This is a genomic window from Shewanella putrefaciens (genome assembly GCF_016406325.1).
Classification (GTDB): Bacteria; Pseudomonadota; Gammaproteobacteria; order Enterobacterales; family Shewanellaceae; genus Shewanella; species Shewanella putrefaciens.
This window is the reverse complement of sequence record NZ_CP066370.1, coordinates 3,188,285-3,214,810: the sequence shown is the minus strand read 5'-3', so window position 1 is coordinate 3,214,810 and position 26,526 is coordinate 3,188,285. Positions and strand designations below refer to the sequence as shown.

General features: G+C 45.0%; 23 protein-coding genes and 4 tRNA genes. 24 read left to right on the top strand and 3 right to left on the bottom strand.

Features of this window, described 5'->3' with window-relative positions:
• The first annotated feature begins 81 nt into the window (after positions 1-81).
• Positions 82-166 (top strand) — tRNA-Leu (locus JEZ96_RS14380).
• A 43-nt stretch (positions 167-209) separates the two neighbouring features.
• Positions 210-284, top strand: a tRNA-Gln gene (locus JEZ96_RS14375).
• Between the two features lie 169 nt (positions 285-453).
• On the opposite strand, the gene JEZ96_RS14370 is transcribed toward JEZ96_RS14375, so the two are convergent.
• Positions 454-1,203, bottom strand: coding sequence for a hypothetical protein (locus JEZ96_RS14370; protein WP_233058884.1), 750 nt, complete (start codon positions 1,201-1,203; stop codon positions 454-456).
• Between the two features lie 398 nt (positions 1,204-1,601).
• Here JEZ96_RS14370 and JEZ96_RS14365 point away from each other — a divergent pair, with 398 nt between their 5' ends.
• From JEZ96_RS14365 to secF, 7 genes are all read left to right on the top strand, one after another.
• Positions 1,602-2,198 carry a PepSY-associated TM helix domain-containing protein gene (locus JEZ96_RS14365; protein WP_025008482.1) on the top strand — a complete coding sequence of 199 codons (597 nt, stop codon included), beginning with the start codon at positions 1,602-1,604 and terminating at the stop codon, positions 2,196-2,198.
• 15 nt (positions 2,199-2,213) lie between these two features.
• Complete coding sequence (locus JEZ96_RS14360; RefSeq protein ID WP_011788430.1) at positions 2,214-2,726, top strand: DUF2271 domain-containing protein; 513 nt, start codon at positions 2,214-2,216, stop codon at positions 2,724-2,726.
• Between the two features lie 37 nt (positions 2,727-2,763).
• The gene (locus JEZ96_RS14355; RefSeq protein WP_011788431.1) at positions 2,764-3,582 is read left to right on the top strand and encodes a DUF4198 domain-containing protein; all 819 of its coding nucleotides are present in this window, start codon (positions 2,764-2,766) and stop codon (positions 3,580-3,582) included.
• A gap of 299 nt (positions 3,583-3,881) precedes the next feature.
• On the top strand, positions 3,882-4,358 hold the full coding sequence (gene greA / locus JEZ96_RS14350; protein WP_011788432.1) for a transcription elongation factor GreA: 477 nt from the start codon (positions 3,882-3,884) through the stop codon (positions 4,356-4,358).
• Between the two features lie 353 nt (positions 4,359-4,711).
• On the top strand, positions 4,712-5,257 hold the full coding sequence (locus JEZ96_RS14345) for a hypothetical protein (RefSeq protein WP_061782755.1): 546 nt from the start codon (positions 4,712-4,714) through the stop codon (positions 5,255-5,257).
• 225 nt (positions 5,258-5,482) lie between these two features.
• Entirely contained in the window at positions 5,483-7,297 is a 1,815-nt protein-coding gene (gene secD / locus JEZ96_RS14340) for a protein translocase subunit SecD (RefSeq protein ID WP_025008483.1), read from the top strand.
• A gap of 2 nt (positions 7,298-7,299) precedes the next feature.
• On the top strand, positions 7,300-8,196 hold the full coding sequence (gene secF, locus JEZ96_RS14335) for a protein translocase subunit SecF (protein WP_014611118.1): 897 nt from the start codon (positions 7,300-7,302) through the stop codon (positions 8,194-8,196).
• Between the two features lie 78 nt (positions 8,197-8,274).
• Here the strand turns inward: secF and yhbY are convergent, their stop codons facing one another.
• Complete coding sequence (gene yhbY, locus JEZ96_RS14330) at positions 8,275-8,574, bottom strand: ribosome assembly RNA-binding protein YhbY (protein WP_006082725.1); 300 nt, start codon at positions 8,572-8,574, stop codon at positions 8,275-8,277.
• Positions 8,575-8,664: 90 nt separating this feature from the next.
• Here yhbY and rlmE point away from each other — a divergent pair, with 90 nt between their 5' ends.
• From rlmE to rpsO, 14 genes are all read left to right on the top strand, one after another.
• The gene (gene rlmE, locus JEZ96_RS14325) at positions 8,665-9,294 is read left to right on the top strand and encodes a 23S rRNA (uridine(2552)-2'-O)-methyltransferase RlmE (RefSeq protein WP_025008484.1); all 630 of its coding nucleotides are present in this window, start codon (positions 8,665-8,667) and stop codon (positions 9,292-9,294) included.
• Between the two features lie 29 nt (positions 9,295-9,323).
• Complete coding sequence (ftsH, locus tag JEZ96_RS14320; protein WP_061782756.1) at positions 9,324-11,297, top strand: ATP-dependent zinc metalloprotease FtsH; 1,974 nt, start codon at positions 9,324-9,326, stop codon at positions 11,295-11,297.
• A 211-nt stretch (positions 11,298-11,508) separates the two neighbouring features.
• Positions 11,509-12,342 carry a dihydropteroate synthase gene (gene folP / locus JEZ96_RS14315; RefSeq protein WP_011788438.1) on the top strand — a complete coding sequence of 278 codons (834 nt, stop codon included), beginning with the start codon at positions 11,509-11,511 and terminating at the stop codon, positions 12,340-12,342.
• 80 nt (positions 12,343-12,422) lie between these two features.
• Positions 12,423-13,760 carry a phosphoglucosamine mutase gene (glmM, locus tag JEZ96_RS14310; RefSeq protein ID WP_014611115.1) on the top strand — a complete coding sequence of 446 codons (1,338 nt, stop codon included), beginning with the start codon at positions 12,423-12,425 and terminating at the stop codon, positions 13,758-13,760.
• Positions 13,761-13,954: 194 nt separating this feature from the next.
• Positions 13,955-14,737 carry a triose-phosphate isomerase gene (gene tpiA, locus JEZ96_RS14305; RefSeq protein WP_006082720.1) on the top strand — a complete coding sequence of 261 codons (783 nt, stop codon included), beginning with the start codon at positions 13,955-13,957 and terminating at the stop codon, positions 14,735-14,737.
• Between the two features lies 1 nt (position 14,738).
• On the top strand, positions 14,739-15,074 hold the full coding sequence (gene secG / locus JEZ96_RS14300; RefSeq protein WP_011788440.1) for a preprotein translocase subunit SecG: 336 nt from the start codon (positions 14,739-14,741) through the stop codon (positions 15,072-15,074).
• An 11-nt stretch (positions 15,075-15,085) separates the two neighbouring features.
• A tRNA-Leu gene (locus tag JEZ96_RS14295) sits at positions 15,086-15,172 on the top strand.
• Between the two features lie 82 nt (positions 15,173-15,254).
• Positions 15,255-15,331: transfer RNA gene (locus JEZ96_RS14290), tRNA-Met, on the top strand.
• Positions 15,332-15,505: 174 nt separating this feature from the next.
• Positions 15,506-15,961: a ribosome maturation factor RimP gene (gene rimP, locus JEZ96_RS14285; RefSeq protein WP_011788441.1), complete on the top strand. Its 456-nt coding sequence runs from the start codon at positions 15,506-15,508 to the stop codon at positions 15,959-15,961.
• Between the two features lie 29 nt (positions 15,962-15,990).
• Positions 15,991-17,490: a transcription termination factor NusA gene (gene nusA / locus JEZ96_RS14280; RefSeq protein WP_011788442.1), complete on the top strand. Its 1,500-nt coding sequence runs from the start codon at positions 15,991-15,993 to the stop codon at positions 17,488-17,490.
• Positions 17,491-17,515: 25 nt separating this feature from the next.
• The gene (gene infB / locus JEZ96_RS14275) at positions 17,516-20,158 is read left to right on the top strand and encodes a translation initiation factor IF-2 (RefSeq protein WP_011788443.1); all 2,643 of its coding nucleotides are present in this window, start codon (positions 17,516-17,518) and stop codon (positions 20,156-20,158) included.
• A 63-nt stretch (positions 20,159-20,221) separates the two neighbouring features.
• A complete protein-coding gene (rbfA, locus tag JEZ96_RS14270; protein ID WP_011788444.1) occupies positions 20,222-20,671 on the top strand; it encodes a 30S ribosome-binding factor RbfA in 450 nt (149 codons plus the stop codon).
• Entirely contained in the window at positions 20,671-21,627 is a 957-nt protein-coding gene (gene truB / locus JEZ96_RS14265) for a tRNA pseudouridine(55) synthase TruB (RefSeq protein WP_061782758.1), read from the top strand. The genes rbfA and truB overlap by 1 nt, the downstream gene beginning before the upstream one ends.
• 128 nt (positions 21,628-21,755) lie before the next feature.
• The gene (gene rpsO, locus JEZ96_RS14260) at positions 21,756-22,025 is read left to right on the top strand and encodes a 30S ribosomal protein S15 (RefSeq protein ID WP_011788446.1); all 270 of its coding nucleotides are present in this window, start codon (positions 21,756-21,758) and stop codon (positions 22,023-22,025) included.
• 76 nt (positions 22,026-22,101) lie between these two features.
• On the opposite strand, the gene JEZ96_RS14255 is transcribed toward rpsO, so the two are convergent.
• Entirely contained in the window at positions 22,102-24,150 is a 2,049-nt protein-coding gene (locus JEZ96_RS14255) for a putative bifunctional diguanylate cyclase/phosphodiesterase (protein WP_011788447.1), read from the bottom strand.
• 195 nt (positions 24,151-24,345) lie between these two features.
• On the opposite strand from JEZ96_RS14255, the gene pnp reads away from it, so the two are divergent.
• On the top strand, positions 24,346-26,445 hold the full coding sequence (pnp, locus tag JEZ96_RS14250; RefSeq protein ID WP_011788448.1) for a polyribonucleotide nucleotidyltransferase: 2,100 nt from the start codon (positions 24,346-24,348) through the stop codon (positions 26,443-26,445).
• The last annotated feature ends 81 nt before the right edge of the window (positions 26,446-26,526 follow it).

The following is a 26,526-nucleotide window of genomic DNA, read 5'->3' as shown; positions in this document are numbered from 1 at the left end:
ATTTAATCCATGTTAAATCTTTTGATTTATCTGGGAAAAATCCAGAGCTGTTTTTATGAGCATTTCTGGTACATTTTTGATGCGGGAATGGTGAAATTGGTAGACACGCCAGATTTAGGTTCTGGTGCCGCGAGGTGTGAGAGTTCAAGTCTCTCTTCCCGTACCATCAAAATGTCATCTTCGAGAGAAGATAAAAGTAAAAAGTTTATTGGGGTATCGCCAAGTGGTAAGGCACCGGGTTTTGATCTCGGCATCCCTAGGTTCGAATCCTAGTACCCCAGCCATAATAAAAAGCCCGTCCTATGACGGGCTTTTTGCTTTCTGAGTTTCAATATCCGCTATTATTCCCACTTTCTCTTCTGCAATGATCTTTATCTTTACTCTGTATAATACTTTTTTAAATTCAGTAGATTAACTTTATTGAGTGGAAGTTAAAGAATTCATAAACAGTGTTTATACCAGCGTGGCCCATGAATAGGCCACTCTGGTTGTTATATTTACTGTTTTTTTTACTTCAGGTATAACAGGTTGCGTTATTTCTGCTGGAACAATTGGAGCGGTTATCGTGGTTGCGGCTTCTGTTACTGGAGTTGTAATGACTGCGTCTTGAACTGCCTTAACATCCCCAGTTGCTAATGCTTTGGTTGCATTAAGTTCAGCAGGGCTTACATCTAGTTGCTGTTGTACTTGATTTGTGCCTGCTTCAATCACTTTTTGCTGCAGTTTTTGCGGATCGGTATAGTCGGCGAGTTCTTTTGGCCAACTAGGAACGAGTTTCTCAGCCTGATCCGTAAACTGCTCAGAGATAATTTTGGGTGAGCCACCAGTTAGCAGCATCACTGCCATTTGGTTAGTATCCGAGTTCCATACAAATCCGGCTTTCTCGGCCATTTCTGGTACAGGGGTGTAAGTGGATACAAGGTAAAATAACGGCCCTTCTTGCTGTATTTTATCTGCTGTTTTTAACAGTGACACGGTTGTTTCATACTTATCACCTAAGAGTGACTTCAGACGATCTTTAATCAATGGCTGTTCAAACAGTCCGACATCATTAGGGTTTAAACCGACAAGGGGTTTAAGTAATGCCCACATCAATTGACCTTGAGGTGACATTAATAAGAGGGGGGCGACACAGGCATTAAGCATCATTGCGAGCAAAACAATGTGTAGGCAACGCAGTTTTTTGAGCAGAGATGTACTCAAGATAAATTTTCCTTTGGAAGTACCAGCAAGTCACCGGCGGCGGAATTGTAGCCGATTCTGACGGGGTAAACGAGAGGTGATAAAGGTAAATTTTAACATTCTGAAATGGTGATAATGTTGATTTAATGGCCTATTAAGATGGCTGTTTTTACAGACGTTGCATGGGGGGAGTTTGAGGGGGGCTATTCTTAACAATTAAATCAACCAACTGTGAAAAAGTGGTTTTTCAGTACTCAATATGTAAAGTTTGTAAACTTGGTACTGTTTGATAATAAATATCATTTAATCTTCGGGCCATTAATTTTGTTTAATGCGATCGTAAATCCTGTTGCGTAATAAAGGCTGATATTGAAGTTTTGAGGTTCAATTCAATATGGTCTCTTTTAGAGAATGTGTCATTGAAATTAAAAGTCAGTAAGTCATCGTTATCCTATGCCCGTATTATCCATGTTTATGTTTCTATGGCGTTATTATTGCTGATGCTGTTTTTCGCGGTAACAGGAATAACATTAAACCATCCAAATTGGTTTTCAGGAGCAGATCAGGAGCCTTTGCGTGAGCAAGTTGCAATTCCTAGTTATTTACTCCCTGTCGATGCGCAAGATCCACAGTGGCGTTTAGCCGCTGGGCATTGGCTAAAAAGTGAATGGGCGATGGATATCGCGAGCGCTGATATCAGTGACGATGAAATTAGCCTCGTCAATAAAGGGCCTGGAACCTATCGCAGTGTGACACTGGATTTACTTGATGCAAAAGCCTATGTCGAAAGTATTGATTATGGTGTTGTGGCGGTACTCAATGATTTGCATAAGGGGCGAAACACCGGGACCGTTTGGGCTTGGATACTCGATCTGAGTGCAGTGCTCATTATCTTATTTTCGCTGACGGGGGCTTACCTTTTGCTCCCACAAACAAAACGTCTTAAAAAATCATTGCTATACATGGTGTTAGTCAGCGGAAGCTGCGGACTTGTGTATGTTTATTTTGTTCCATAAGGAGTGTAGGCGAGTATGCGTTATCTTATTTGCACCATTGCAGCCAGTGCAATGTTAATGAGCTCAGCGGCATTTGCTGCGCCGAAAATGACAGTTGATTTGACTTTACCTGAAATTACCGAAGGGCAATACCATAGGCCTTATGTTGCTGTATGGGTTGAAAACGCCCAAGGGCAACCTGTTAAAACCTTAAGTCTATGGGTATGGAATGAAGGGTATAAATGGCTAAAAGATATTCGTCGCTGGTGGCGTAAAGCGGGGCGTGAAGATATGAGTTTTGTGGATGGTATCGCGTCAGCTACCCGTCCAGCAGGCCGATACAAAATTGATTGGGATCTAAAAGATGACGCTGGTAAATCCATAGAACTTGGTACTTACACACTCTTTGTTGAAGTGGTGCGTGAGCATGGGGGGCGTGATTTAGTGCGTCAAAATATTGATTTGAGCGCGGGGGACTTTTCGGTACAGATCCCTGCAACAACTGAAACTGGCATTATCGATATCCGCTTAAGCGGAATGACTCGCTAAGCTCGCTATAGTTGATTGTTTAACTTAAGGAAAAAATATGAAATTACGTCTGATTGCATTATTCACCTCGCTCTGCATTAGCCCTTTGGCAAGCAGCCATGACAGATGGATTCTACCTAGCCATTTTAATGTTTCCGCCGAAAGCCAAGAGGCTGTGTGGATCACTTCCGATGTGTCGGCCAGTAATCAAGTTTTTATGATGGATAAACCTTATACTGCCAGCGATGTAAGGGTATTACAGCCCAACGGAAAATCAACGTCTCCAAGCTCAAGTTACACTGGAGGGCGTAAATCGGTGTTCGATGTGCAGTTAACACAAGATGGTACCTATAAGTTTGAAAAAGAAGTATCTCCGCGTTATTTTTCTCAATATAAAGTCAAGGGAAAGGAGGGCGTTGTCCGTAGTCGCTTAGATAAAAAATCAACGGCAGCGGCTATGCCTAAAGGGGCCTATGATCTTGAAAGTGCCTTAAATGTGTCGCGGGTTGAAACCTACGTAACACGTAATAAGCCAACCGATGAAGTGTTAAAGCCTAAAGGCGAGTTTTTAGAGCTAGTGCCTGTAACCCATCCTGCAGATATCGTTGAAAATGAAGCCGCTATATTGCAATTTGTTTTCGATGGTAAGCCTGTTGAAGGCGTAAAAGTCGCCATTATGAAAGACGGTAGCTTATATCGTAACAAGCCAGAAGAAATCGAATTCACCTCAGATAAAGAAGGTAAAATTTCAATGACCTTACCTTCAGCGGGACGTTATCTCTTACATGCGGCGATTGAGCGCCCGAATTCAGATAAATCCCTTGCTGATAAAACCGTAAGCGAAATATTTTTAACCTTCGAGGCGGGGCTTGAATAGGCGGGTTAACTGCTATTTGAGGTTTAAATTTTAAGTATTTATGCCCACTCTCTTAATGGCGAGTGGGCATTTTTTATTGCCATTCCATACTAAAATTTGTGCGAAACTTCCCTAGATATACAGATTTGAATTTCAATGCTGGTAACTCTGCTTCAGGTTGGGTAAGCTGCGTGAACGCATCGTTCTTGATGCATCAAAAGCGCATAACGATTAGAATAGCGCAATTCCACCTTCATTTGACTGTGCTGACCTCAGCGTTGGCACGGGTTGCTTTTGTTTTAAAGGAGACGAAAGAAGTTATGACTAAGGTTCCTATGACAGTTGTCGGTGCAGAGCAGCTGCGTAAAGAGTTAGATATTCTCAAGTTTGAGCGTCGCCCAAAAATCACTGAAGCGATTGCCTCAGCCAGAGAATTAGGTGACCTAAAAGAAAATGCGGAATATCATGCGGCCCGTGAAGAGCAGGGTATTTGTGAAGCCCGTATTCGGGATATTGAGGGAAAACTCTCTAATGCGCAGATTATCGATGTGACTAAGATGGTGAATAACGGCCGGATTATTTTTGGCGCCACAGTCACCATTTTAAACCTAGATACCGATGCTGAAGTGACTTATCGTATCGTCGGTGACGATGAAGCTAATATTAAAGAGAATCTGATTTCGGTTAATTCACCTATTGCCCGTGGTCTTGTGGGTAAAAATGAAGGTGATGAGGTCTCTATTACCACTCCAGGCGGAGTAACCGATTACGAAATCATCTCCGTACAATATATATAGCCTGCTTAACATGCTTGAGTGTGGCTCGTTGCTGTTCTCAAACCGCCTTTGGGCGGTTTTTGTTATCCGCTAGTTAAAGTGTGTATCTTTGTTTAGGACTTGAACTGGCGCTTTCATCCATGGCTTTGGTCAAGAATAAATAGATAAGATGGATAAAGATTAATTTGTCTCTTGGTCAGTTTTTACTTAAGCTTCAAAGCTCGCGATATCAACATTAGCATATAGATATATTGTTGATTTTGCGTATTTAGAACCACTTTTTTCATCATCAACTAAAATGTTATTTTAATTTTAATGATTTTTCTTGTGTTTTAAGAGGGCAAGCTTTGGTAAAGCATTGGTGGACGGGATTGATGTTAGTTTGCGTGGCGATCATGTTGATTGCCCACTCGGCTGCCAATATTCAAAAAAACTATGTGCAGCGCAGTGATGTAACTCACCAGCATGTTTTGATGCAGCATGTATCAACACACAATCTAAAACCAAACACTGCTCCTCATCGCCCTTCAGATACAAGCCCCATAGCCCTATCTAATGCGCAAACTGTTGAAAACTGCAGTTTATTGAATACTCATGATATTAATCTAGCCAGCGCAAATTTGGCATCCTTGCCATCACCTTGTCCGAGTTCTGATTATGTTAGCCATTCGGACGACTTAGATTTTGCCCCCATAAATTCGGCGCGATTTATCAGTCTTGCCCAGCACGATGTGCGAGAGGTCAAGCCGGAATATTTGCTCGCACTGGATTTTACTTCAGAATCCGCGCCTAATATCGTGGAATTGCCCAAGCTTGATATCACATCCGATTGGACGCTTTCGGCTGTATCTTCCCCTGCGCGAATTTCGGGTTGGAAAGTCTCCAATCTTCAATATCGATTTAGCCAACAAGCCGCTTAATTCGCCTATTTAGGTGTGCCATCAACTGGAGTCTGCTCCCGTTGAGCTTGCATACCATTGCATTTTTGTTCTCACCGAAACTTTTGTTTGCGGCTAAATAGGGCGTGATGACTTGAGCCTTACGAGCTTAGCTGCTGGTACTTAATAACATGTTTCGGACTGATATCAATATGTTCGTTTAGCGATTTGACTCAAATGCTGAGCGATAAATAGCGAGTTAATCCCATGGAAAGAAAACCCAATCAACGGCTGTTAAATCACTATTCAGCCTGGAAATACGTAGTCTTGGTTGTTACTCTCATTGTGATGTTATTCAGTGCCTTGCCAACATTTTATGGTGAGGATGCCGCAGTGCAAGTGGGCGCGAAGGCGGGGTTAACACTCGCGCCTGTTGCCCTTCGAGATAAGCTGCAAGCTGAAGGCGTGACGGTAAAACGTATCGACCAAAAGAATGGTGAAACCTTAATTGTCCTCGATGAGGATAGCCAACAAACCTTAGTCAAAACTTTGGTTTCTTCTATGGTGACAGAGCCAAAAGAGTTGACTTTATCCCTTGCCAGTGCGGCGCCAAGTTGGTTACAAAACTTAGGCTTTCAGCCGATTAAACTCGGGCTCGACTTGCGCGGTGGCGTACAGTTCTTACTCGATGTGGATGTTGAACCTGTGTATCAAACTCAGGCAGAAGCACTTGTCGATTCACTACGCCAATTTATCCGTGAGCAGAACATTCGTGGCGCTAGCGTGCATTTGGATCAAAGCAGCCAATTGAATGTAACCTTGCCCGATAATGATGCTCGCGCGGCCGTGCGTCAGATGATGAAACAGTCCTATCCCAATTGGCAGTTATCTAATGCAGATGATGCTGGTTTACAGATTAAGTTGAGCCAAGAAGAACAAACGAAATTGCGTAATTTAACCGTGCAGCAAAACCTGCAGGTTATGCGTAGTCGTATTGAAGAACTTGGCATCACTGAAGCCTTAGTGCAGCGCCAAGGCGAGCACCGAATTCGGATTGAATTGCCTGGAGTACAAGATCCTGCCGCCGCCAAAAACGTGATTGGTGCTACAGCGAGCTTGGCTTTCTTCGAGGTGAAAGAGTCTGGCTCTGTGAATGCTATGGTACTTAAAGATAAGTCAGGTAATTCGGTTTATGTTGGTCGCACACCAGTGCTGGGTGGCGATCATATTGTCGATGCGAGGGCAAGCATAGGCGAGATGGGTATGGCCGAGGTGAACATAAATCTTGACCGTGTCGGCGGGCAGAAAATGTCTGAGTTTTCCCGTACCAATATTGGTAAGCCTATGGCGACGTCTTACAGTGAATACAGCCGTGATGAGCAAGGTAAAGCCAAGCAAACTCAAGAAATTATCAGCGTCGCGACCATTCAATCTCAGCTTGGGGATCGTTTTCGCATCACTGGTGCGGGCACCTACCAAGAAGCACAACAATTAGCCCTCTTACTGCGTGCGGGTTCTATGACGGCGCCTGTGACTATCGTTGAGGAGCGCACCATTGGTCCGACATTAGGTGCTGAAAATATTGAAAACGGTTTTGCCGCGCTCGGTTTGGGTATGGGTATTACCTTGTTGTTTATGGCGCTTTGGTATCGCCGTCTCGGTTGGGTGGCAAACATTGCACTGATTAGCAATATGGTGATCCTGTTTGGTTTACTGGCGCTTATCCCTGGCGCTGTATTGACCTTACCCGGTATTGCCGGCCTAGTGTTAACTGTGGGTATGGCGGTTGATACTAACGTGCTGATTTTCGAGCGGATAAAAGATAAGTTAAAAGAAGGTCGCAGTTTCGCGCTGGCGATTGATACTGGGTTTGATAGCGCATTTTCTACCATTTTCGACGCTAACTTCACCACGATGATCACCGCTGTTGTGCTTTATTCCATTGGTAACGGTCCGATCCAAGGTTTTGCCTTGACCTTAGGTCTAGGTCTATTGACCAGCATGTTTACCGGTATCTTTGCTTCAAGGGCCTTGATCAACTTAGTTTATGGACGTGATGCTAGCCGTCATGTGAGGGTATAACCATGAAAAATATCAATCTAACGGGCCAATTAACTCAGTGGCGCTATATTTCGAGCGCGATTTCGATCTTTTTAATGCTGGCATCGTTAACCATTATCGGCGTGAAGGGCTTTAACTGGGGCTTAGATTTTACCGGTGGTGTGGTTACCGAAGTGCAGCTCGATAGAAAAATTACCAGCAGTGAGTTGCAACCTTTACTCAACGCTGCTTATCAACAAGAGGTCAGTGTGGTTTCTGCCAGTGAGCCGGGGCGTTGGGTGTTACGTTATGCTGACACTGCACAAAGCAATGTGGATATTGCGCAAACCTTAGCGCCATTGGGCGAGATACAAGTGCTAAATACCAGTATTGTTGGCCCGCAGGTAGGTAAAGAATTGGCAGAGCAGGGTGGTTTAGCACTGCTAGTCGCTATGCTGTGTATTTTGGGGTACTTAAGTTATCGCTTCGAATGGCGGCTTGCTTCTGGTGCACTATTCGCGTTAGTGCATGATGTGATTTTTGTGCTTGCTTTCTTTGCGCTGACGCAGATGGAGTTTAATTTAACTGTGCTCGCTGCTGTGCTGGCGATTTTAGGTTATTCCTTAAATGACTCGATTATCATTGCTGATCGTATTCGTGAGTTATTAATTGCTAAGCCAAAACTTGCGATTCAAGAGATTAATAATCAAGCGATTGTGGCGACGTTTTCCCGCACTATGGTGACATCAGGGACCACCTTAATGACGGTTGGTGCACTGTGGATCATGGGTGGTGGGCCGCTGGAGGGGTTTTCGATTGCCATGTTTATCGGTATTTTAACGGGAACATTCTCATCTATTTCTGTTGGTACTTCATTACCTGAACTGTTAGGTTTATCGCCAGAGCATTATAAGGTGCAAGTCATTTCAGATACGCCTTAATCGTTCAACGTAAAGTGAAAACAAAGAGGCCACTCAATTGAGTGGCCTCTTTGTTAACACGATAAAAATTAAGAAAAATTACTTTGCCTTTGGCAGAGCAATCTTCATTTCCGGCGATTGACGATAAATCACCAGAATATGACCAATAAGTTGCACTTTTGCGGATTGAGTTTCACGTACTATGGCATCAACGATGGCATTTTTTAGCTCTCTGTCGGCAGAGGCTACTTTCACTTTAATCAATTCATGATAAGCGAGTGCGCTTTCAATTTCAGCGAGTACACCTTCAGTCAATCCATTGGCACCAAGCAGCACCACTGGCTTTAGCGGATGCGCTAGACCTTTTAAATGCTGTTTTTGTTTGGTTGTTAAGTTCATTTCTACCAACTTTTGCTGAGTTACTGTTGAAAAACGGCTATTCTACCCTTATATAGCCCTTGTGTAACTCTCAATTGTTGCGGATTTTAAATGTCAGGTAAAAAACGTACGGCCAGTTCCAATCGCTGGATGCTGGAACACTTTGATGATCATTATGTCAAACTAGCACAGAAACGGGGATTGCGTTCTCGCGCTGCGTTTAAGCTTGAAGAACTTCAGCAAAAGGATCAACTTATTCGCCCTTGTATGACGGTAGTCGACCTGGGGGCTGCACCAGGTGGCTGGTCACAGGTAGCGGTTAAGTTGGTTGGAGATAGGGGAAAGGTTATCGCCTGTGATATTTTACCCATGGATCCCATCGTTGGGGTAGACTTTTTGCAAGGGGATTTTCGTGAAGAAAAAGTCCTTGAAGCATTGCTTACCCGCGTCGGTGCAGATAAGGTTGACGTTGTGTTGTCAGACATGGCGCCTAACATGAGTGGTTCAGACGGTGTCGATCAGCCGCGCGCTATGTATTTAGTGGAACTCGCCTTAGATATGTGTCATCAAGTATTGGCACCTAATGGGAGTTTTGCGGTGAAAGTCTTTCAGGGGGAGGGCTTTGACGAATACATGAAAGCGGTTAAAGAAGCGTTCAAAGTAGTTAAAACACGTAAACCGGACTCTTCTCGGGCGCGTTCCCGGGAAGTCTATCTTGTGGCGACTGGGTACAAGTTGTAGTAACCTAGCGTTAATCATCGCAAGACTTAATGAGGTCTAGTAATTTGAGTGACATGGCAAAAAATCTAATACTCTGGGTTGTCATCGCCGTTGTGCTGATGTCAGTGTTTCAGGGTTACTCCCCCTCTTCTTCGTCATCGCAGAAGATGGATTATTCTACCTTCTTAGACAATGTTCGTGATGGACAAGTCGCTACGGTCGAAGTAAAAAGCGACCAACGTACTATCGAAGGTTCTAAACGAACTGGTGAAAAATTCACTACTATTATGCCGTTATATGACCAAGATTTAATTAATGATCTTGATCGTAAAGGTATCACAATGAAGGGGCAAGAAGCCGAAGAGTCAGGGTTCCTAACCCAAATCTTCATTTCTTGGTTCCCGATGTTATTGCTTATCGGGGTATGGATTTTCTTCATGCGCCAAATGCAAGGCGGCGGTGGCAAAGGCGCAATGTCCTTTGGTAAGAGCAAAGCCAAGCTGATGAGCGAAGATCAGATTAAAACCACTTTCGCCGATGTTGCTGGTTGTGACGAAGCAAAAGAAGAAGTGAAAGAGCTGGTTGATTATCTGCGTGACCCCACTAAATTCCAAAAATTGGGCGGCCGTATTCCAACGGGCGTGCTGATGGTGGGTCCTCCTGGTACAGGTAAAACCTTGCTGGCAAAAGCCATTGCGGGCGAATCTAAAGTACCTTTCTTCACTATCTCGGGTTCGGATTTCGTTGAAATGTTTGTTGGTGTCGGTGCATCCCGTGTGCGTGACATGTTTGAACAAGCGAAAAAGTCTGCACCTTGTATCATCTTCATCGATGAAATTGATGCGGTCGGTCGTCAACGTGGCGCGGGTTTAGGTGGGGGGCACGATGAGCGTGAGCAAACACTGAACCAAATGCTGGTTGAGATGGATGGCTTTGAAGGTAATGAAGGCGTTATCGTTATCGCGGCGACTAACCGTCCAGACGTACTCGATTCTGCGCTATTACGTCCGGGGCGTTTTGACCGTCAAGTGGTCGTTGGCTTACCTGACGTTCGTGGCCGTGAGCAGATTTTGAAAGTGCATATGCGTAAAGTTCCGCTTTCAGAAGATGTAAAGGCAAGCGTTATTGCCCGTGGTACACCAGGTTTCTCGGGTGCTGACTTAGCTAACTTAGTGAACGAAGCTGCCCTGTTTGCGGCTCGCGGAAATCGCCGAGTTGTAGGCATGGAAGAATTTGAGCGTGCAAAAGATAAAATCATGATGGGTGCTGAGCGCCGCTCTATGGTGATGTCCGAAGCCGAAAAAGAAATGACCGCTTACCATGAAGCGGGTCATGCGATTGTGGGTTGTTTAGTGCCAGAGCACGATCCTGTGCACAAGGTGACTATCATTCCTCGCGGTCGTGCACTGGGCGTGACTTTCTTCTTACCTGAAGCAGACTCAGTCAGTCAAAGCCGTCGCAAGTTAGAAAGCCAAATTTCAGTCGCTTACGGTGGTCGTTTAGCTGAGGAACTCATTTACGGTAGCGACAAAGTGTCGACTGGCGCATCACAGGACATCAAATACGCGACATCTATTGCGCGTAACATGGTGACTCAGTGGGGCTTCTCGGACAAGCTAGGTCCATTGCTGTATGCCGAAGAGGACGGTGAAGTGTTCTTAGGCCGTAGTATGGGTAAAGCCAAAGCCATGTCCGATGAAACGGCAACTATTATCGATGCAGAAGTGAAAGTCTTTATCGACAAAAACTACGCCAGAGCGAGACAGATATTGACGGATAACCTCGATATTCTGCACTCAATGAAAGAAGCCTTAATGAAGTATGAAACCATTGATTCACTTCAAATTGATGATTTGATGAATCGCCGGGAAGTGCGTCAGCCTGCCGATTGGCAAGTGGATGACAATGGTTCTAACGATAAAGGCAATGGCCATGGTGAACCAGCTGCGAAAGCGGAAGACAGTGTTATTGCAGCACCTGTTGAGCCAGAACTGAAAGATCCTGATGAATCTCCAGCTAAATAACGTGTTGTGAAACCAAAGAAAACCCCGTAAAGGGGTTTTCTTGTTTTACCTTGTTAGCAATTTGACGGCACTGTCATTAATATTGTCTATCACGACAGATATTTGTCCTTTGACATTAGTTAGTTCGAATAGAAAGTGATAGCTTAAAAGTAATGACGCAAGTGATGCCAGCGAGTAAAATCGTACGTGTTCGTATTACAGGAGTAAATGCGTGTTTGAACTGATTGCTGGCACTAAACGCCTCGCATTATCTTCGCCCATTGTGATGGGTATTCTTAATGTCACTCCCGATTCTTTTTCCGACGGTGGTCAATATTCTTCCTATGAATTAGCCTGCCAACATGCCGATGACATGGTGGCTCAAGGCGCGGGAATGATTGATATTGGCGGTGAGTCGACAAGACCGGGTGCCGCCGAGGTGAGCTTAGCCGATGAGCTTGCGCGGGTGATCCCGTTAGTGAAATATGTTGCGGCGCACCACGATGTGTGGATTTCGGTCGATACCAGTAAAGCTGAAGTGATGCGTCAAGCTGTTGCTGCAGGCGCACATTTGATTAACGATGTGCGCGCCCTGATGGAACCTGGAGCGCTTGAAGCCGCCGCAGAGTTGCAAGTCCCCATATGTCTGATGCATATGCAAGGTGACCCCCAAAGCATGCAGTTTTCTCCGACTTACCATAATGTTATTGAAGACGTTTCTGCCTTTTTAACTGAACGGATTGAGACTTGTTTGCGAGCGGGGATCTCCCGTGAGTTATTAATACTCGATCCGGGATTCGGTTTTGGCAAAAGTTTAGAACATAACTATGAATTACTGGCAAAACTAGACCATTTTTCCAAGTTTGATTTACCGATATTAATAGGATTATCTCGTAAGAGCATGATAGGAAATCTCTTAGCAAAACCGACCTCAGAACGTCTTGCTGGGAGCCTTGCTGGCGCTTTGATAGCGGCCCAAAAAGGCGCTCATATCATTCGCGTGCATGATGTTGCGCAAACTGTGGATATGCTCAAGGTGTTACAAGCGACACAAGCGTATTTTTAAGCATCGTTATGCTCTCGTTAAGCATTTAATTAATATTATGATCCCAAATCATTGGGACACATTTGAGTTTGTGGAGCGATATGAAAGAACGTAAATTTTTTGGAACTGACGGTATTCGGGGAAAGGTCGGTTCAGGTCAAATGACGCCTGAGCTTGCGCTTAAGTTAGGTTGGGCGGCGGGGCGTGTGTTATCCCGCAGTGGTACCAAAAAGGTGATTATAGGTAAAGATACCCGTATTTCTGGTTATATGTTTGAGTCAGCATTAGAAGCGGGCCTTTCTGCTGCAGGCCTTAATGTGATGTTAATGGGACCAATGCCAACGCCAGCTGTAGCCTATTTGACGCGTACGTTTCGCGCCGAAGCTGGGGTGGTGATCAGCGCGTCACACAATCCGTATTACGATAACGGTATTAAGTTTTTCTCCACCGACGGCAGTAAGTTAGACGATAACCTAGAGCTAGAAATTGAAGCCGAGCTTGAAAAGCCCCTCGTTTGTGTTGAGTCGCATCTATTGGGGAAGGTATCGCGTATTGAAGATGCCCGTGGCCGTTATATTGAGTATTGCAAAGGTAATTTTCCTGCAGAACACACGTTAACTGGGCTAAAAATTGTGGTCGATTGTGCCCATGGTGCAACTTATCACATAGCGCCAGCTGTGTTTCGTGAGCTAGGCGCCGAGGTGATTGCCATTGGTGATAAACCCAACGGGATGAACATCAATGATAAAGTGGGCGCAACGTCCATGGGCAAAATTTGTGAAACCGTTTTGGCCGAAAGTGCCGATTTAGGTATCGCACTCGACGGTGACGGTGATCGTATTATGATGGTCAACAGCAAAGGCGAAGTCATCGACGGCGATCAAATTTTATATATTCTAGCCTGTGATGCGAAATCCCGTGGCGTATTACGCGGTGGTGTTGTTGGTACGTTAATGTCAAACCTTGGGCTCGATCTCGCCTTGCAAGCATTAGATATCCCCTTTGCGCGTTCGAAAGTGGGCGACCGTTATGTGATGGAACTACTTAAAGAACTTGACTGGCGCATCGGTGGTGAAAACTCAGGGCATATTCTTAACCTTGACCATGGTACGACGGGTGACGGTATTATTGCGGGGATTTTAGTGTTAGCGGCCATGCGTCGTCAGAATGCCACGCTAGAAGAATTGACCTCAGCGATGGAAATGCTACCCCAAGTTTTAGTTAATGTGCGCTTTGAAGGCGAACACGATCCCCTAAAGTCTGATAAAGTTAAAGCGGCGCAGGCACAGGTTGAATCTCAATTGGGCGTACGTGGTCGTGTGCTATTACGTAAGTCAGGCACTGAACCTTTGATCCGTGTCATGGTGGAAGGTGACGATCATAGTGCAGTATTGGCGCACGCAAATTTGATTGCGGATGCGGTAAAATCGGCAAGCTGATATTTTCCTATTTTGTAATGAGTGCGGCTGATACCAATTTAAAATGAAGGTGTTAGCTGCACAAATGAACAGAAAATAGCTTGGTCGTGTAAAAAGTAAGCATCCCGACCAGGTAACTGAAAAAAATCGAATTTAGCTATTGTAACTTAATAAGTGGTTCGCTATTATTCACGCCGCTTTCAGAGGAGACAGTGATGGCACTCAGACGTCCTATGGTAGCTGGCAATTGGAAGATGAACGGCAGTGCAGCATTAGCACAAGAGTTGTTCAAAAAATTTGCCTCTAAGCTCCAAAATGATTCAGCTGAAGTGGTTTTATGCCCGCCTTCTATCTATCTAGAGAGCGTTAGGCAACTGCTAGAAGCAAACAAGGAAGCGTTAGACGGTTCACTTGTTAGGATGGGCGCACAAAACCTAAGTCAACACGACTTTGGCGCTTATACCGGAGAAGTTTCAGGTCAGATGCTAAAAGATTCAGGATGTCGATATGTGATTATCGGACATTCAGAACGTCGCCGTATGTACGGAGAGACGAGTAATATTGTAGCGGAGAAATTCGCCGCTGCACAAAAGCACGGCTTAACCCCAATATTGTGTGTGGGAGAGTCAGGTCCAGCGCGTGAAGCAAGACGTACCTTCGAGGTAATTGCGGAAGAGTTGGATATAGTGATCCAGAAAAATGGCACTATGGCTTTTGATAACGCCATTATCGCCTACGAGCCACTATGGGCTGTAGGGACAGGTAAAAGCGCTACACCAGAGCAGGCTCAAGAAGTTCATGCGTTTATTCGCAAACGTCTCTCTGAGGTATCTCCATTTATCGGAGAAAATATCAGGATTCTCTACGGTGGTAGTGTGACGCCGAGTAATGCTGCAGATTTATTTGCCCAACCTGATGTTGATGGTGGACTGATTGGCGGTGCTAGCTTAAACTCTAGCGAGTTTTTAAGTCTGTGTACCATAGCGATGAGCGCATAATATGTATGAAGTTCTACTAGTTATTTACTTGTTGGTTGCATTAGGGTTAATTGGCCTAGTTTTAATTCAACAAGGTAAGGGAGCTGACATGGGGGCCTCGTTTGGCGCCGGTGCATCAGGTACTCTGTTTGGTTCAAGCGGTTCAGGTAATTTTCTGACACGCACTACGGCGATTCTTGCCATTGCGTTTTTTACCTTAAGTCTGATTATCGGTAACTTAAGTGCAAACCACGCAAAAAATGAAGATTCATGGAAAAATTTAGGTTCAGATACTGAACAGGTCACTCAACCTGTTCAAGATGGAACTGAAAAGTCAGAAACAAAAATTCCTGACTAGTAAAAGGTGTCGCCGAGGTGGCGAAATTGGTAGACGCGCAGCCTTGAGGTGGCTGTGGCCTAACGGTCGTGCGGGTTCAAGTCCCGCTCTCGGCACCAAATATAATTAAGATTGACGATCTAAGTTCAGTCTTAGTTATTGCAAGAAAAGACGATAGTCAATATACTTGCACACAGTTGACGCGGGGTGGAGCAGCATGGTAGCTCGTCGGGCTCATAACCCGAAGGTCGTCGGTTCAAATCCGGCCCCCGCAACCAGCTCCTAGTAACGAATAGTGTTTGAATTCGTTATGGTTTACAGGTTCTTGACACTAAAAACCTCGTGATTACGGGGTTTTTTGTTATCTAGGACTTTTAAATTTGTCGTATATATTCTTTACGACGTTTTACTAGGGCTATTTAGCCCTTTTTTGTTTTTTCCGGGGGTCAATTTTGGCAACATTAGAATCCAGACTGGCAGAAATGCTCAAAGTGCCTGTGGAAGCATTAGGCTTTCAACTCTGGGGCATTGAATATGTTCAAGCGGGTAAACATTCAATACTGCGCGTGTTCATCGACGGTGAAAATGGTATCAATATCGAAGATTGTGCTAATACCAGCCGCCAAGTCAGTGCTGTACTCGATGTTGAAGACCCTATTTCGACCGAATATACCCTAGAGGTTTCTTCACCTGGTGTGGATAGGCCGTTGTTTACTGCCGAGCAGTATGCAGCCTATGTAGGGGAAGATGTAAAAGTTCAACTGACTATGCCCGTCGCGGGCAGTCGTAATTTAAAAGGCGCCATTACAAAGGTCGAAGGGCAAATGCTCTCACTGAATGTGAATGGTAAAGAGCTAGTTGTCGCCCTGGATAATATCCGTAAAGGCAACGTAATCGCTAAGTTTTGATAGTTTCAAGGTGAACGAGGCAAGACGAGATGAATAAAGAGATCCTGCTAGTCGCTGAAGCGGTTTCAAATGAAAAGGCCGTTCCACGCGAGAAAATTTTTGAAGCGCTAGAGATCGCTCTGGCTACTGCAACCAAGAAAAAATACGATGGCGATATTGATGTCCGCGTTGCGATTGACCGCAAAACGGGTGGCTATGAGACATTCCGCCGTTGGATGGTCGTTGATGATCACGGTGAAGCCTTAGAAAACCCATTTCGCGAGATTACGCTTGAGGCGGCTCGTTATGAAAATCCGGATATTCAACCGGGTGAGTTTATCGAAGACGATATCGAGTCTGTTGTATTTGACCGCATTACGACTCAAACCGCCAAACAAGTGATCGTACAAAAGGTACGTGAAGCTGAACGTGCTCAAGTGGTTGAGCAGTTCAGAGATAAAGAAGGCGAACTGATCACTGGCGTTGTGAAAAAAGCAACCCGTGAAAGTGTCGTGGTCGATTTAGGCAATAATGCTGATGGCGTGCTGTTCCGTGAAGATTTAATTTCACGCGAATCTTTCCGCCCTGGTGACCGTGTGCGTGCATTATTGTACTCAGTACGTCCAGAAGCTCGCGGTGCACAATTATTCCTAAGCCGTACTAAACCCGAAATGCTGATTGAGCTTTTCCGTGTTGAAGTACCTGAAATCGCTGATGAATTGATCGAAGTCATGGGCGCAGCCCGTGATCCAGGCGCACGCGCTAAGATCGCGGTTAAGTCGAATGATCGCCGTATCGATCCTATCGGTGCGTGTGTTGGCATGCGCGGCGCACGTGTACAAGCAGTATCAAATGAACTGGGTGGCGAGCGTGTTGATATCGTATTGTGGGATGATAATCCAGCACAATATGTGATCAATGCCATGGCGCCAGCTGATGTAGCTTCTATCATCGTCGACGAAGATAACCATTCAATGGATATCGCGGTTGAGGCTGATAGTTTGGCACAAGCCATTGGACGTAATGGCCAGAACGTACGTTTAGCAACTCAACTTACGGGTTGGGAACTGAACGTAATGACAGTGGAAGACATGAATAAGAAACATCAGGCTGAAAGTGCCAAAGTGGTGAGTCTGTTTATTAATTCACTGGATGTCGATGAAGATTTTGCACAAGTACTAGCGAATGAGGGCTTTACGTCGCTTGAAGAGGTCGCTTATGTACCTGTGTCTGAATTATTGGCGATAGACGGTTTCGACGAGGATCTCGTTGAAGCTTTACGTGAACGTGCAAAAGCTGCGATCTCGACAAGAGCGCTCGCATCTGAAGAAGCACTGGATGGTGTGGAGCCAAGTGATGAGTTGTTAGCACTTGAAGGTGTTGAAAGACACTTAGCCTATGTTTTAGCAAGCAAAGGTATTGTGACTCTAGAAGACTTGGCTGAACAAGGCATTGATGATTTGATCGAAATTGAAGAATTGACAGAAGAAAAAGCAGGTACGCTCATCATGGCTGCCCGCAACATCTGTTGGTTTGGCGAAGAAGCATAAGTCGATCAACAGGGGGATTTAACTGATGGCAGATACTACCGTAGAGAAATTGGCCACGGAAGTGGGTAAAAGTGTTGAACGTCTGATAGAGCAATTCTCTCAGGCAGGAATTAAGAAAGGCCAAGCCGATAACGTATCTGAAGCCGAAAAGCAGCAGTTACTCGATTATCTGAAAAAGCAGCACGGTGCTGATAGTGCACCGACTAAGATGACGCTGCAACGCAAAACGGTATCAACCCTGAGCGTGGCGGGTAATGGTGGTCAATCTAAAGACGTTAAAGTGGAAGTGCGTAAAACCCGTACTTTTGTTAAACGCGATGTGAATGACACAGTGCTAAAAGCAGAAGAAGAGGCGAAAGCCGAAGCTGAAGCATTAGCAAAAGCAAAGGCCGAAGCGGAAGCGGCTCAAGCGGCCAAAGCGAAAGCAGAGGCAGAAGCTAAGGCAAAAGCAGAAGCTGAAGCCAAGGCAAAGGCCAAAGCGGCGGCAGAAGTAAAAGTGACTAAAGAGTCTTCACCAGAAGTAGAAGCAGCGCGTCTAGAGGCTGAACGTCTTAAAGCGGCTCAAGAAGCAGCAACTAAACGTAAGCAAGATGAAGAAGCGGCGAAAGCGGCTGAAAAGGCCCGTTTGTTAGCTGAAGAAAACTCTAAGCGTTGGGCAGAAGAAGAACGTCAGCGTCTAGAAGCCGAAAGAAACGGCGATCATCACATCACTACCTCTAAAGTGGCTCGTGCCGCTGAAGATACCTCTGATCTGGATGAAGAAAAACGCGGACGTCGTGCTCGTAATAAGAGCAACGCTAAAAAACGTGGTGGCAAAGATGCGCGTGATGGCCGTGAAAAGCATATGCGCAACCGAAGTACTGCGCCTGAGTCTATGGCCCATGGCTTTAACAAGCCAGTCGCTGCCGTAAGCCGTGATGTGCGTATTGGTGAAACAGTGACCGTTTCTGAACTGGCGCATTTAATGGCCGTTAAAGCGACTGAAATCATCAAACAGATGATGAAAATGGGCTCAATGGTTACGATCAACCAAGTGTTGGATCAAGAGACTGCCCAGCTAGTTGCCGAAGAAATGGGTCACAAAGTGGTGCTTATCCGTGAAAATGAACTTGAGCACCAAGTGCTGCAAGACCGTGATGACGAAGATGGCATCAAGCTAGAATCTCGTGCGCCAGTTGTAACTATCATGGGGCACGTTGACCATGGTAAGACTTCGTTACTCGACTATATTCGCCGCGCTAAAGTGGCCGCTGGCGAAGCTGGTGGTATTACGCAGCATATCGGTGCATACCATGTTGAAACCGAAAATGGCATGATTACTTTCCTTGATACTCCTGGTCACGCCGCGTTTACCGCCATGCGTGCTCGTGGTGCCAAGGCAACGGATATCGTGGTACTGGTTGTGGCTGCCGATGACGGTGTAATGCCACAAACTATCGAAGCTATTCAACATGCTAAAGCTGGTAACGTGCCATTAATCGTGGCCGTGAACAAGATGGATAAGCCGGAAGCGGATATTGATCGCGTTAAGAGCGAACTGTCACAACACGGCGTGATGTCTGAAGATTGGGGCGGAGATAACATGTTCGCCTTCGTATCGGCTAAGACAGGTGAAGGTGTTGATGATCTGCTTGAAGGTATCTTGCTGCAAGCTGAAGTATTAGAGCTTAAAGCGGTACGTGATGGTATGGCTGCGGGTGTGGTGATTGAATCCCAACTGGATAAAGGTCGCGGCCCTGTTGCAACGATTCTGGTTCAAGAAGGTACACTGCGCCAAGGTGATATCGTTCTATGTGGTTTAGAGTACGGTAAAATCCGTGCAATGAAAGACGAGAACGGTCGTTCAATCACTGAAGCGGGCCCATCAATTCCTGTTGAAATTCTGGGTCTGTCTGGCGTACCGTCAGCCGGTGATGAAGCAACCGTCGTACGTGACGAACGTAAAGCTCGCGAAGTTGCCCTGTATCGTCAAGGTAAGTTCCGTGATGTTAAATTAGCGCGTCAGCAAAAATCTAAGCTAGAAAACATGTTCGCGAACATGACAGACGGCGAAGTGAAAGAGCTGAACATCGTTCTGAAAGCGGACGTTCAAGGTTCACTCGAAGCGATTACAGACTCATTAACGGGTCTGTCTACCGACGAAGTGAAAGTGAACATCATCGCTCGCGGTGTAGGTGCACTGACCGAAACCGACGCAACCTTAGCGGCAGCGTCTAACGCGATCATGGTTGGCTTTAACGTACGTGCCGATGCACAAGCTCGTAAGGTTATCGAGAGTGAAAGTGTTGACCTACGTTACTACAGCGTAATCTATAATTTGATTGATGAAGTGAAAGCGGCGATGACAGGTATGCTGTCTCCTGAATTCAAACAACAAATTATCGGTCTGGCTGAAGTACGTGATGTGTTCAAGTCGCCGAAACTTGGTGCAATCGCCGGTTGTATGGTGACTGAAGGCACCATCAAGCGTAGCGCACCTATTCGCGTACTGCGTGATAACGTGGTTATTTTCGAAGGTGAACTCGAATCCTTACGTCGCTTTAAAGATGACGTTGCCGAAGTTCGCAATGGTATGGAATGTGGTATTGGCGTTAAGAACTACAACGATGTTCGCGTAGGCGACCAAATCGAAGTATTCGAAACCGTCGAAGTGGCACGTACACTTTAACGATAAGGAGGGCGGCATTAGCCGCCCTTTCGATTTAATGACATTAGCTATGGTACAAATATTATGGCAAAAGAATTCAGTCGTACACGTCGTATAGCACAGCAACTTCAGCAAGAACTTGCTCAGGTGTTACAACGCGACATGAAAGATCCTCGTATTGGCTTTGTTACCGTAAATGACGTAGACGTCTCACGCGATCTCAGTTACGCCAAAGTCTTTGTGACTTTCTTCGAGGAAGACAAAGCTGTCGTTCAAGAAAAGCTCAACGCTCTCATCAGCGCAGCCCCTTACATCCGTACCTTAGTGGCGGGACGTATGAAATTGCGTGTTATGCCTGAGCTACGTTTTGTTTATGACAGCTCATTGGTTGAGGGGATGCGTATGTCTAACCTCGTTAGCCAAGTCATCAACCAAGACAAAGCTAAGCAGCAGCAGTTTGGTAGCGCAGATGAAGTCCTTAATGAGGATGAGGGTGCTACCGACGATACAGATGATACAAAAGGTAAAGATTAATGGCTCGTCGTCCAAAAGGCCGTTTTATCGATGGGATAGTGTTACTGGATAAATCCACTGGCATGAGTTCTAACTTTGCCTTGCAAAGGGTAAAGCGCTTTTTTAATGCGAATAAAGCTGGGCATACGGGCGCACTCGATCCGTTAGCGACAGGTATGTTACCTGTGTGCCTAGGTGAAGCGACTAAGTTTTCCCAGCACTTATTAGATGCTGATAAACGTTACTTAGTGACAGCAAAACTGGGCGAGCGTACCGATACCAGTGATTCAGATGGTGAAGTGGTTCAGACGCGCCCAGTTACATTTACTGAGGCGCAACTACTGAGTGCGCTTGAGCACTTTCGTGGTGACACTCAGCAAGTGCCTTCTATGTATTCCGCGCTGAAATATCAGGGGCAGCCTCTGTATAAATATGCGCGTGAAGGCATAGAAGTGCCGCGAGAATCTCGCCCTATTACGGTATTTGAGCTTAATTTCATCAGTCTTGAAGGTGATGAGCTGACCTTAGACATTCATTGCTCTAAAGGAACTTATATTCGCACCATCATTGATGATCTCGGTGAAATGTTAGGTTGTGGTGCCCATGTGATTATGTTGCGACGAACTCAAGTTGCACAGTATCCCTATGCCAAAATGGTTACACTAGAACAGCTCGAAGCACTTGTCACCCAAGCACATGAACAACAGATAGATCTGAGTGTATTACTCGATCCTCTCTTATTACCCATGGATACGGCAGTGGCTGACTTTCCTGAGGTCAATGTGCCTGAAGCGAGTGCGGCTTATTTGATGCAAGGCCAAGCGGTACGTGTGACAGGTCTAAAAGCTGACACATTAGTGCGTATCACCTTAGGGGATGCGCATAGATTCGTTGGTATTGGTTTAATGAATGATGATGGCCTTTTGGCGCCGAAACGGCTCATAGTGATCCATGACGAGCCGATAGTAACAGATTAATTCATTCTGCCAATTCGAAATACGCTCGCCTTTTTATTGCGCTAGGGTTGGATTATGGGTAGAATAGCGCGCCCTCTGGCTGAGTTAGTGATCGGCTAGAGATTCATACTATATATTTGGAGAGACACATGTCACTAAGTACTGAAGCGAAAGCAAAAATCCTGGCTGAATTTGGCCGCGGCGAAAACGATACAGGTTCAACTGAAGTTCAAGTTGCCTTGTTAACTGCACAAATCAACCATTTGCAAGATCACTTCAAAGAGCACATCCACGATCACCACTCACGTCGTGGTCTGTTACGCATGGTTAGCGCGCGTCGTAAGTTAACTGCTTACCTGAAGCGTACAGATGCTGAGCGTTACACTGCACTGATCCAAAAGTTAGGTCTACGTCGTTAATCTCACGTCGACTAACGTAAAAAAGGAGGCTTAGCCTCCTTTTTTATTGCGCGCAGATTAAGTTATACCGTTTTGCCTATGCTCTGCTGTCGATACTTGTGATTGTTGCAGTTTGGCTGGCGATATATAAGGTTTCAAATTCTGCTTGCGGTAATGGCTGACTAAAATAAAACCCTTGGCCTATCTGACATTGGTTTTCCTTAAGCCAGTCTAACTGTAATTCATTTTCAATCCCTTCTGCCACAATGGTCAGATTAAGTTGCTTACCTAACATCAAAATTGTCGATGCAATTGCGCTGTCTTCCGGTAAATCGGATACAAAACAACGGTCGATTTTCATAGTGGTGATGGGGAGATGACGTAGATAGGATAGCGAAGAATAACCTGTGCCAAAATCGTCAACGGCGATACCAAAACCTGCCGACTTGAGTTGCTCAAGCTTATTGATGGCCAACTCAATATCATTCATTAATGAGGTTTCTGTAATCTCAATTTCGAGTAACTCTGGTTGAATTTGGTAGCGCAACGCCATTTGTTTGATATCAGATACTAAACTTGCATCAGCAAATTGTTGTGATGCAACATTAATAGCGATGGGGATCGCGAAGTGATACTTTTTTTGCCATTCCCTTAATGTTTTACAGCTTTGCTCTATCACCCAGCGGCCAATAGGAATAATGATCCCAGTTTCTTCTGCAACAGGAATAAATGACATAGGACTAATCAAGCGCCCATCTTTTTGCCAACGAATTAAGGCTTCACAGCCAGTGACTTTACCTGTTTGTAGGTCTAGTTTAGGCTGGAAATAGAGCAGAAATTCATTATTTTTTAAAGCATCATGTAGTGATGCCTCGGTGCGCAATCTTACCGCAGCACGCTCTGTCATTTGCTGTTTAAAAAAGGCCCATTGATTTGAACCGGCCGCTTTTGCACTATACATGGCGATATCGGCATGACGGATTAGATCTTCGGCACTATTGCCATCTTCGGGGTAAATTGAAATGCCAATGGATGCCGCTGGGTGAATCGCATGTTCATTCAATTGAATGGGCACATTAAGTTGCACAAGAAGTTTATCGACAAAGTCGGCAGCTTGGTCGGGTGAATGTACGGCATCGGCTAAAATAACAAATTCATCGCCACCTAGGCGTGACACCGTTCCCTTATCACCGACAACACGCTCAAGAATGCGTGCAATACGAGCTAAAAATTGATCGCCGAGTGCATGACCGAGAGAGTCATTAATATTTTTAAAACGATCTAAATCGATAAACATGAGTGCAAAGCTACGTTTGTGTACACGCGACCGTTGGATAGTAACGGCAATCGTTTCGAGTAATAGTGTACGGTTTGGCAGTCCTGTGAGCGGATCTCTTGTTGCCATCTTACGTAGTTTTGATTGCGTTTGACTAAATTGAATAAGGATCTGATTAAATTTTGACGTCACTAAACCGAGCTCGTCATCTTTGTGTGCATTGGACACTGGAAGCAGATTTTCATCCGGTGAGTCGGGGTCAATTTTATCAATAGCTTCACTGATCCTCGCGATGGGTTGGGTTAGAAAACGATGAAATACAACCGATAACACGAGGGTGAGTAAGAGGGCTCGCGCCAAAGTTGCGAAGAAACCGAGTTTGAGTTGTGAAAAGAGAGTGTCTGTTAGCTCTTGAGTATCATAGAAAAGAGTCAGTGTACCGATGAGCTGTTGTTTTTGTGTTCCTTCAAAATAGAAGGGGCGGTACAAAGGTCGGGATATTTCTTTTAATTCATCGAAGAGTTTATTACTCAGCGTTACAAACGTCTGAGAATTATTACTTTTAGTATTGCTGACAGAGACAAACATTGAACCATCATCAAGTTCGATAACGGCAGAGCCAACATGCTCAACTTTGATGGCGCCTTCTAGGGTTTGTCTCGCTAAGTTGTCATCAAGAGCCCATACCGCATTAGCCGCGGGTTGCTCAACTGAATTAAGTAATTCTTGTTGAGTGGTGGTGAGCTGCTGTTTTGTTGATAATACAACAAGGGCTATTTCAACTATAAAAATAGCGATGGCAAAAAATAACGCAGTAAAAACAACGAGGTTAGTTTGCTTCCATGTTAGGGATTTAAAGCGACCCGTCATAAAGCTTGTCCTTTATTGTTGTTTTTCACCATAAGGTAGATTTTCCGTATCAGTTTGAAGTACAACTCTTTATCAATTTGTCCACTTTAGTGAAAAGATAGGTCTTTGTCATCATTATCTGCTCTTTATCTATTGTCCTTAATTGCAGTATACTTACGCGCGTAATTCAAGGTCATTAATTAAGGAATGGGTCACGTGAATCCAATTGTAAAGAGTTTTGAGTATGGTCAACATACAGTCACCCTGGAAACAGGCGTTATAGCGCGTCAAGCTGATGCCGCTGTGTTAGCAAGTATGGGTGACACAACAGTGTTAGTCACTGTTGTTGGTAAAAAAGAAGCCGAAGCCGGTCGTGATTTTTTCCCTCTGACTGTTAACTATCAAGAAAAAACCTACGCAGCAGGTAAAATTCCTGGCGGTTTCTTTAAGCGTGAGGGTCGTCCTTCAGAAGATGAGACATTAATTGCTCGTCTTATTGACCGCCCAATTCGTCCTCTTTTCCCTAATGGTTTCAAAAACGAAGTTCAAGTTATCATCACAGTTGTATCTGTCGACCCACAAATTGAGCCAGATATCATCTCTATGATCGGTACTTCTGCTGCATTGGCCATTTCTGGTATCCCGTTTAGCGGTCCTTTGGGCGCTGCTCGTGTCGGTTATATCAATGGTGAATATGTATTGAACCCAACAGTGGCTCAAATTGAAACGAGCCAATTGAACTTAGTGGTTGCTGGTACAGCAAGTGCAGTGTTAATGGTGGAATCAGAAGCCCAAGCATTACCAGAAGAAGTGATGTTAGGTTCTGTTGTTTATGGTCACGATCAACAACAAGTGGTTATTAACGCGATTGCTGAGTTTAAAGCTGAAGCGGGTAAACCAATGTGGGATTGGACTGCGCCAGTGCAAGATGAAACGCTTGTTGCTCAAATTAAAGAGTTGGCTGAAGCGGGTTTAGGCGATGCGTATAAAATCCAAGTTAAGCAAGACCGTTATGCTCAAGTTGCTGTAGTTAAAGCTGCAACGAAAGAAGCGTTATTAGCAAGCAATCCAAATATTGATTTACGTGAAGTAGACAATTTACTGGGCAGCTTAGAGAAGAAAGTCGTTCGTGGTCGTATTATTCGTGGCGAGCCGCGTATCGATGGTCGTGAACCCGATATGATCCGTGCGTTAAGTGTATTAGCGGGAGTATTGCCACGTACTCACGGTAGCGCCTTGTTCACTCGCGGCGAAACCCAAGCCTTAGTAACTTGTACTTTAGGTACTGAACGTGATGCACAGAAGATCGATAGCATCATGGGTGAGCGCACTAATCGTTTTATGTTGCACTATAACTTCCCTCCTTACTCTGTTGGTGAAACCGGTATGGTGGGTTCACCTAAGCGCCGCGAAATCGGTCATGGAAAGTTAGCATGGCGTGGTATTAACGCTGTGATGCCATCGGCAGAAGAATTTCCATACAGCGTGCGCGTTGTATCTGAAATTACTGAATCTAATGGTTCAAGTTCTATGGCGTCTGTCTGTGGTACTTCCCTTGCGCTGATGGATGCGGGTGTACCTATCAAGACTTCTGTAGCAGGTATTGCTATGGGTCTTGTAAAAGAAGGCGATGATTTTGTCGTACTTTCAGACATCTTAGGTGATGAAGATCATTTAGGTGATATGGACTTTAAAGTGGCGGGTACCCGTGGTGGTATTACTGCACTGCAAATGGATATCAAGATCGAAGGTATCACCAAAGAAATTATGGAAATTGCACTACAACAAGCCTATGGCGCACGTGTGCATATTCTAAATGTGATGGATCAAGCGATTGGTTCGCACCGTGATGATATTTCTGATCATGCTCCACGTATCACTACAATCAAAATTAACCCAGAGAAAATCCGTGATGTTATCGGTAAAGGTGGCGCAGTTATTCGTGCTCTGACCGAAGAAACTGGCACTACGATTGAGCTGGAAGATGATGGTACGGTAAGAATTGCCTCTTCAAATGGTGAAGCGACCAAAGAAGCTATCCGCCGTATTGAAGAAATCACTTCAGAAGTCGAAGTGGGCCGTATCTATAATGGTAAAGTGATCCGTATCGTTGATTTCGGTGCATTTGTGAACATTCTGCCGGGCAAAGATGGTTTAGTACACATTTCACAAATCAGTGATGAACGTGTGGCTAACGTGTCTGATCACCTTGAACTTAACCAAGAAGTTGCTGTTAAGGTAATGGAAGTGGATCGTCAAGGTCGTGTACGCTTATCAATCAAAGAAGCACAAACGAAAGAAGCTGCAGCAGAATAACTGAGCCATAGGCTCAATATTCCATGTGCTTTTAAGTGATTGCATAGAAAGGAGATCAATTGATCTCCTTTTTCTTGGGTC

Bases quoted from the DNA above. Each gene is read 5' to 3' on its own strand.
- JEZ96_RS14255 (WP_011788447.1), bottom strand. From the start codon at position 24,150: ATGACGGGTCGCTTTAAATCCCTAACATGGAAGCAAACTAACCTCGTT.
- secF (WP_014611118.1), top strand. From the start codon at position 7,300: ATGAAAAATATCAATCTAACGGGCCAATTAACTCAGTGGCGCTATATT.
- rpsO (WP_011788446.1), top strand. From the start codon at position 21,756: ATGTCACTAAGTACTGAAGCGAAAGCAAAAATCCTGGCTGAATTTGGC.
- JEZ96_RS14355 (WP_011788431.1), top strand. From the start codon at position 2,764: ATGAAATTACGTCTGATTGCATTATTCACCTCGCTCTGCATTAGCCCT.
- rlmE (WP_025008484.1), top strand. From the start codon at position 8,665: ATGTCAGGTAAAAAACGTACGGCCAGTTCCAATCGCTGGATGCTGGAA.
- JEZ96_RS14345 (WP_061782755.1), top strand. From the start codon at position 4,712: ATGTTAGTTTGCGTGGCGATCATGTTGATTGCCCACTCGGCTGCCAAT.
- tpiA (WP_006082720.1), top strand. From the start codon at position 13,955: ATGGCACTCAGACGTCCTATGGTAGCTGGCAATTGGAAGATGAACGGC.
- yhbY (WP_006082725.1), bottom strand. From the start codon at position 8,574: ATGAACTTAACAACCAAACAAAAACAGCATTTAAAAGGTCTAGCGCAT.
- nusA (WP_011788442.1), top strand. From the start codon at position 15,991: ATGAATAAAGAGATCCTGCTAGTCGCTGAAGCGGTTTCAAATGAAAAG.
- JEZ96_RS14360 (WP_011788430.1), top strand. From the start codon at position 2,214: ATGCGTTATCTTATTTGCACCATTGCAGCCAGTGCAATGTTAATGAGC.
- secD (WP_025008483.1), top strand. From the start codon at position 5,483: ATGGAAAGAAAACCCAATCAACGGCTGTTAAATCACTATTCAGCCTGG.
- greA (WP_011788432.1), top strand. From the start codon at position 3,882: ATGACTAAGGTTCCTATGACAGTTGTCGGTGCAGAGCAGCTGCGTAAA.
- infB (WP_011788443.1), top strand. From the start codon at position 17,516: ATGGCAGATACTACCGTAGAGAAATTGGCCACGGAAGTGGGTAAAAGT.
- ftsH (WP_061782756.1), top strand. From the start codon at position 9,324: ATGAGGTCTAGTAATTTGAGTGACATGGCAAAAAATCTAATACTCTGG.
- glmM (WP_014611115.1), top strand. From the start codon at position 12,423: ATGAAAGAACGTAAATTTTTTGGAACTGACGGTATTCGGGGAAAGGTC.
- secG (WP_011788440.1), top strand. From the start codon at position 14,739: ATGTATGAAGTTCTACTAGTTATTTACTTGTTGGTTGCATTAGGGTTA.
- truB (WP_061782758.1), top strand. From the start codon at position 20,671: ATGGCTCGTCGTCCAAAAGGCCGTTTTATCGATGGGATAGTGTTACTG.
- rbfA (WP_011788444.1), top strand. From the start codon at position 20,222: ATGGCAAAAGAATTCAGTCGTACACGTCGTATAGCACAGCAACTTCAG.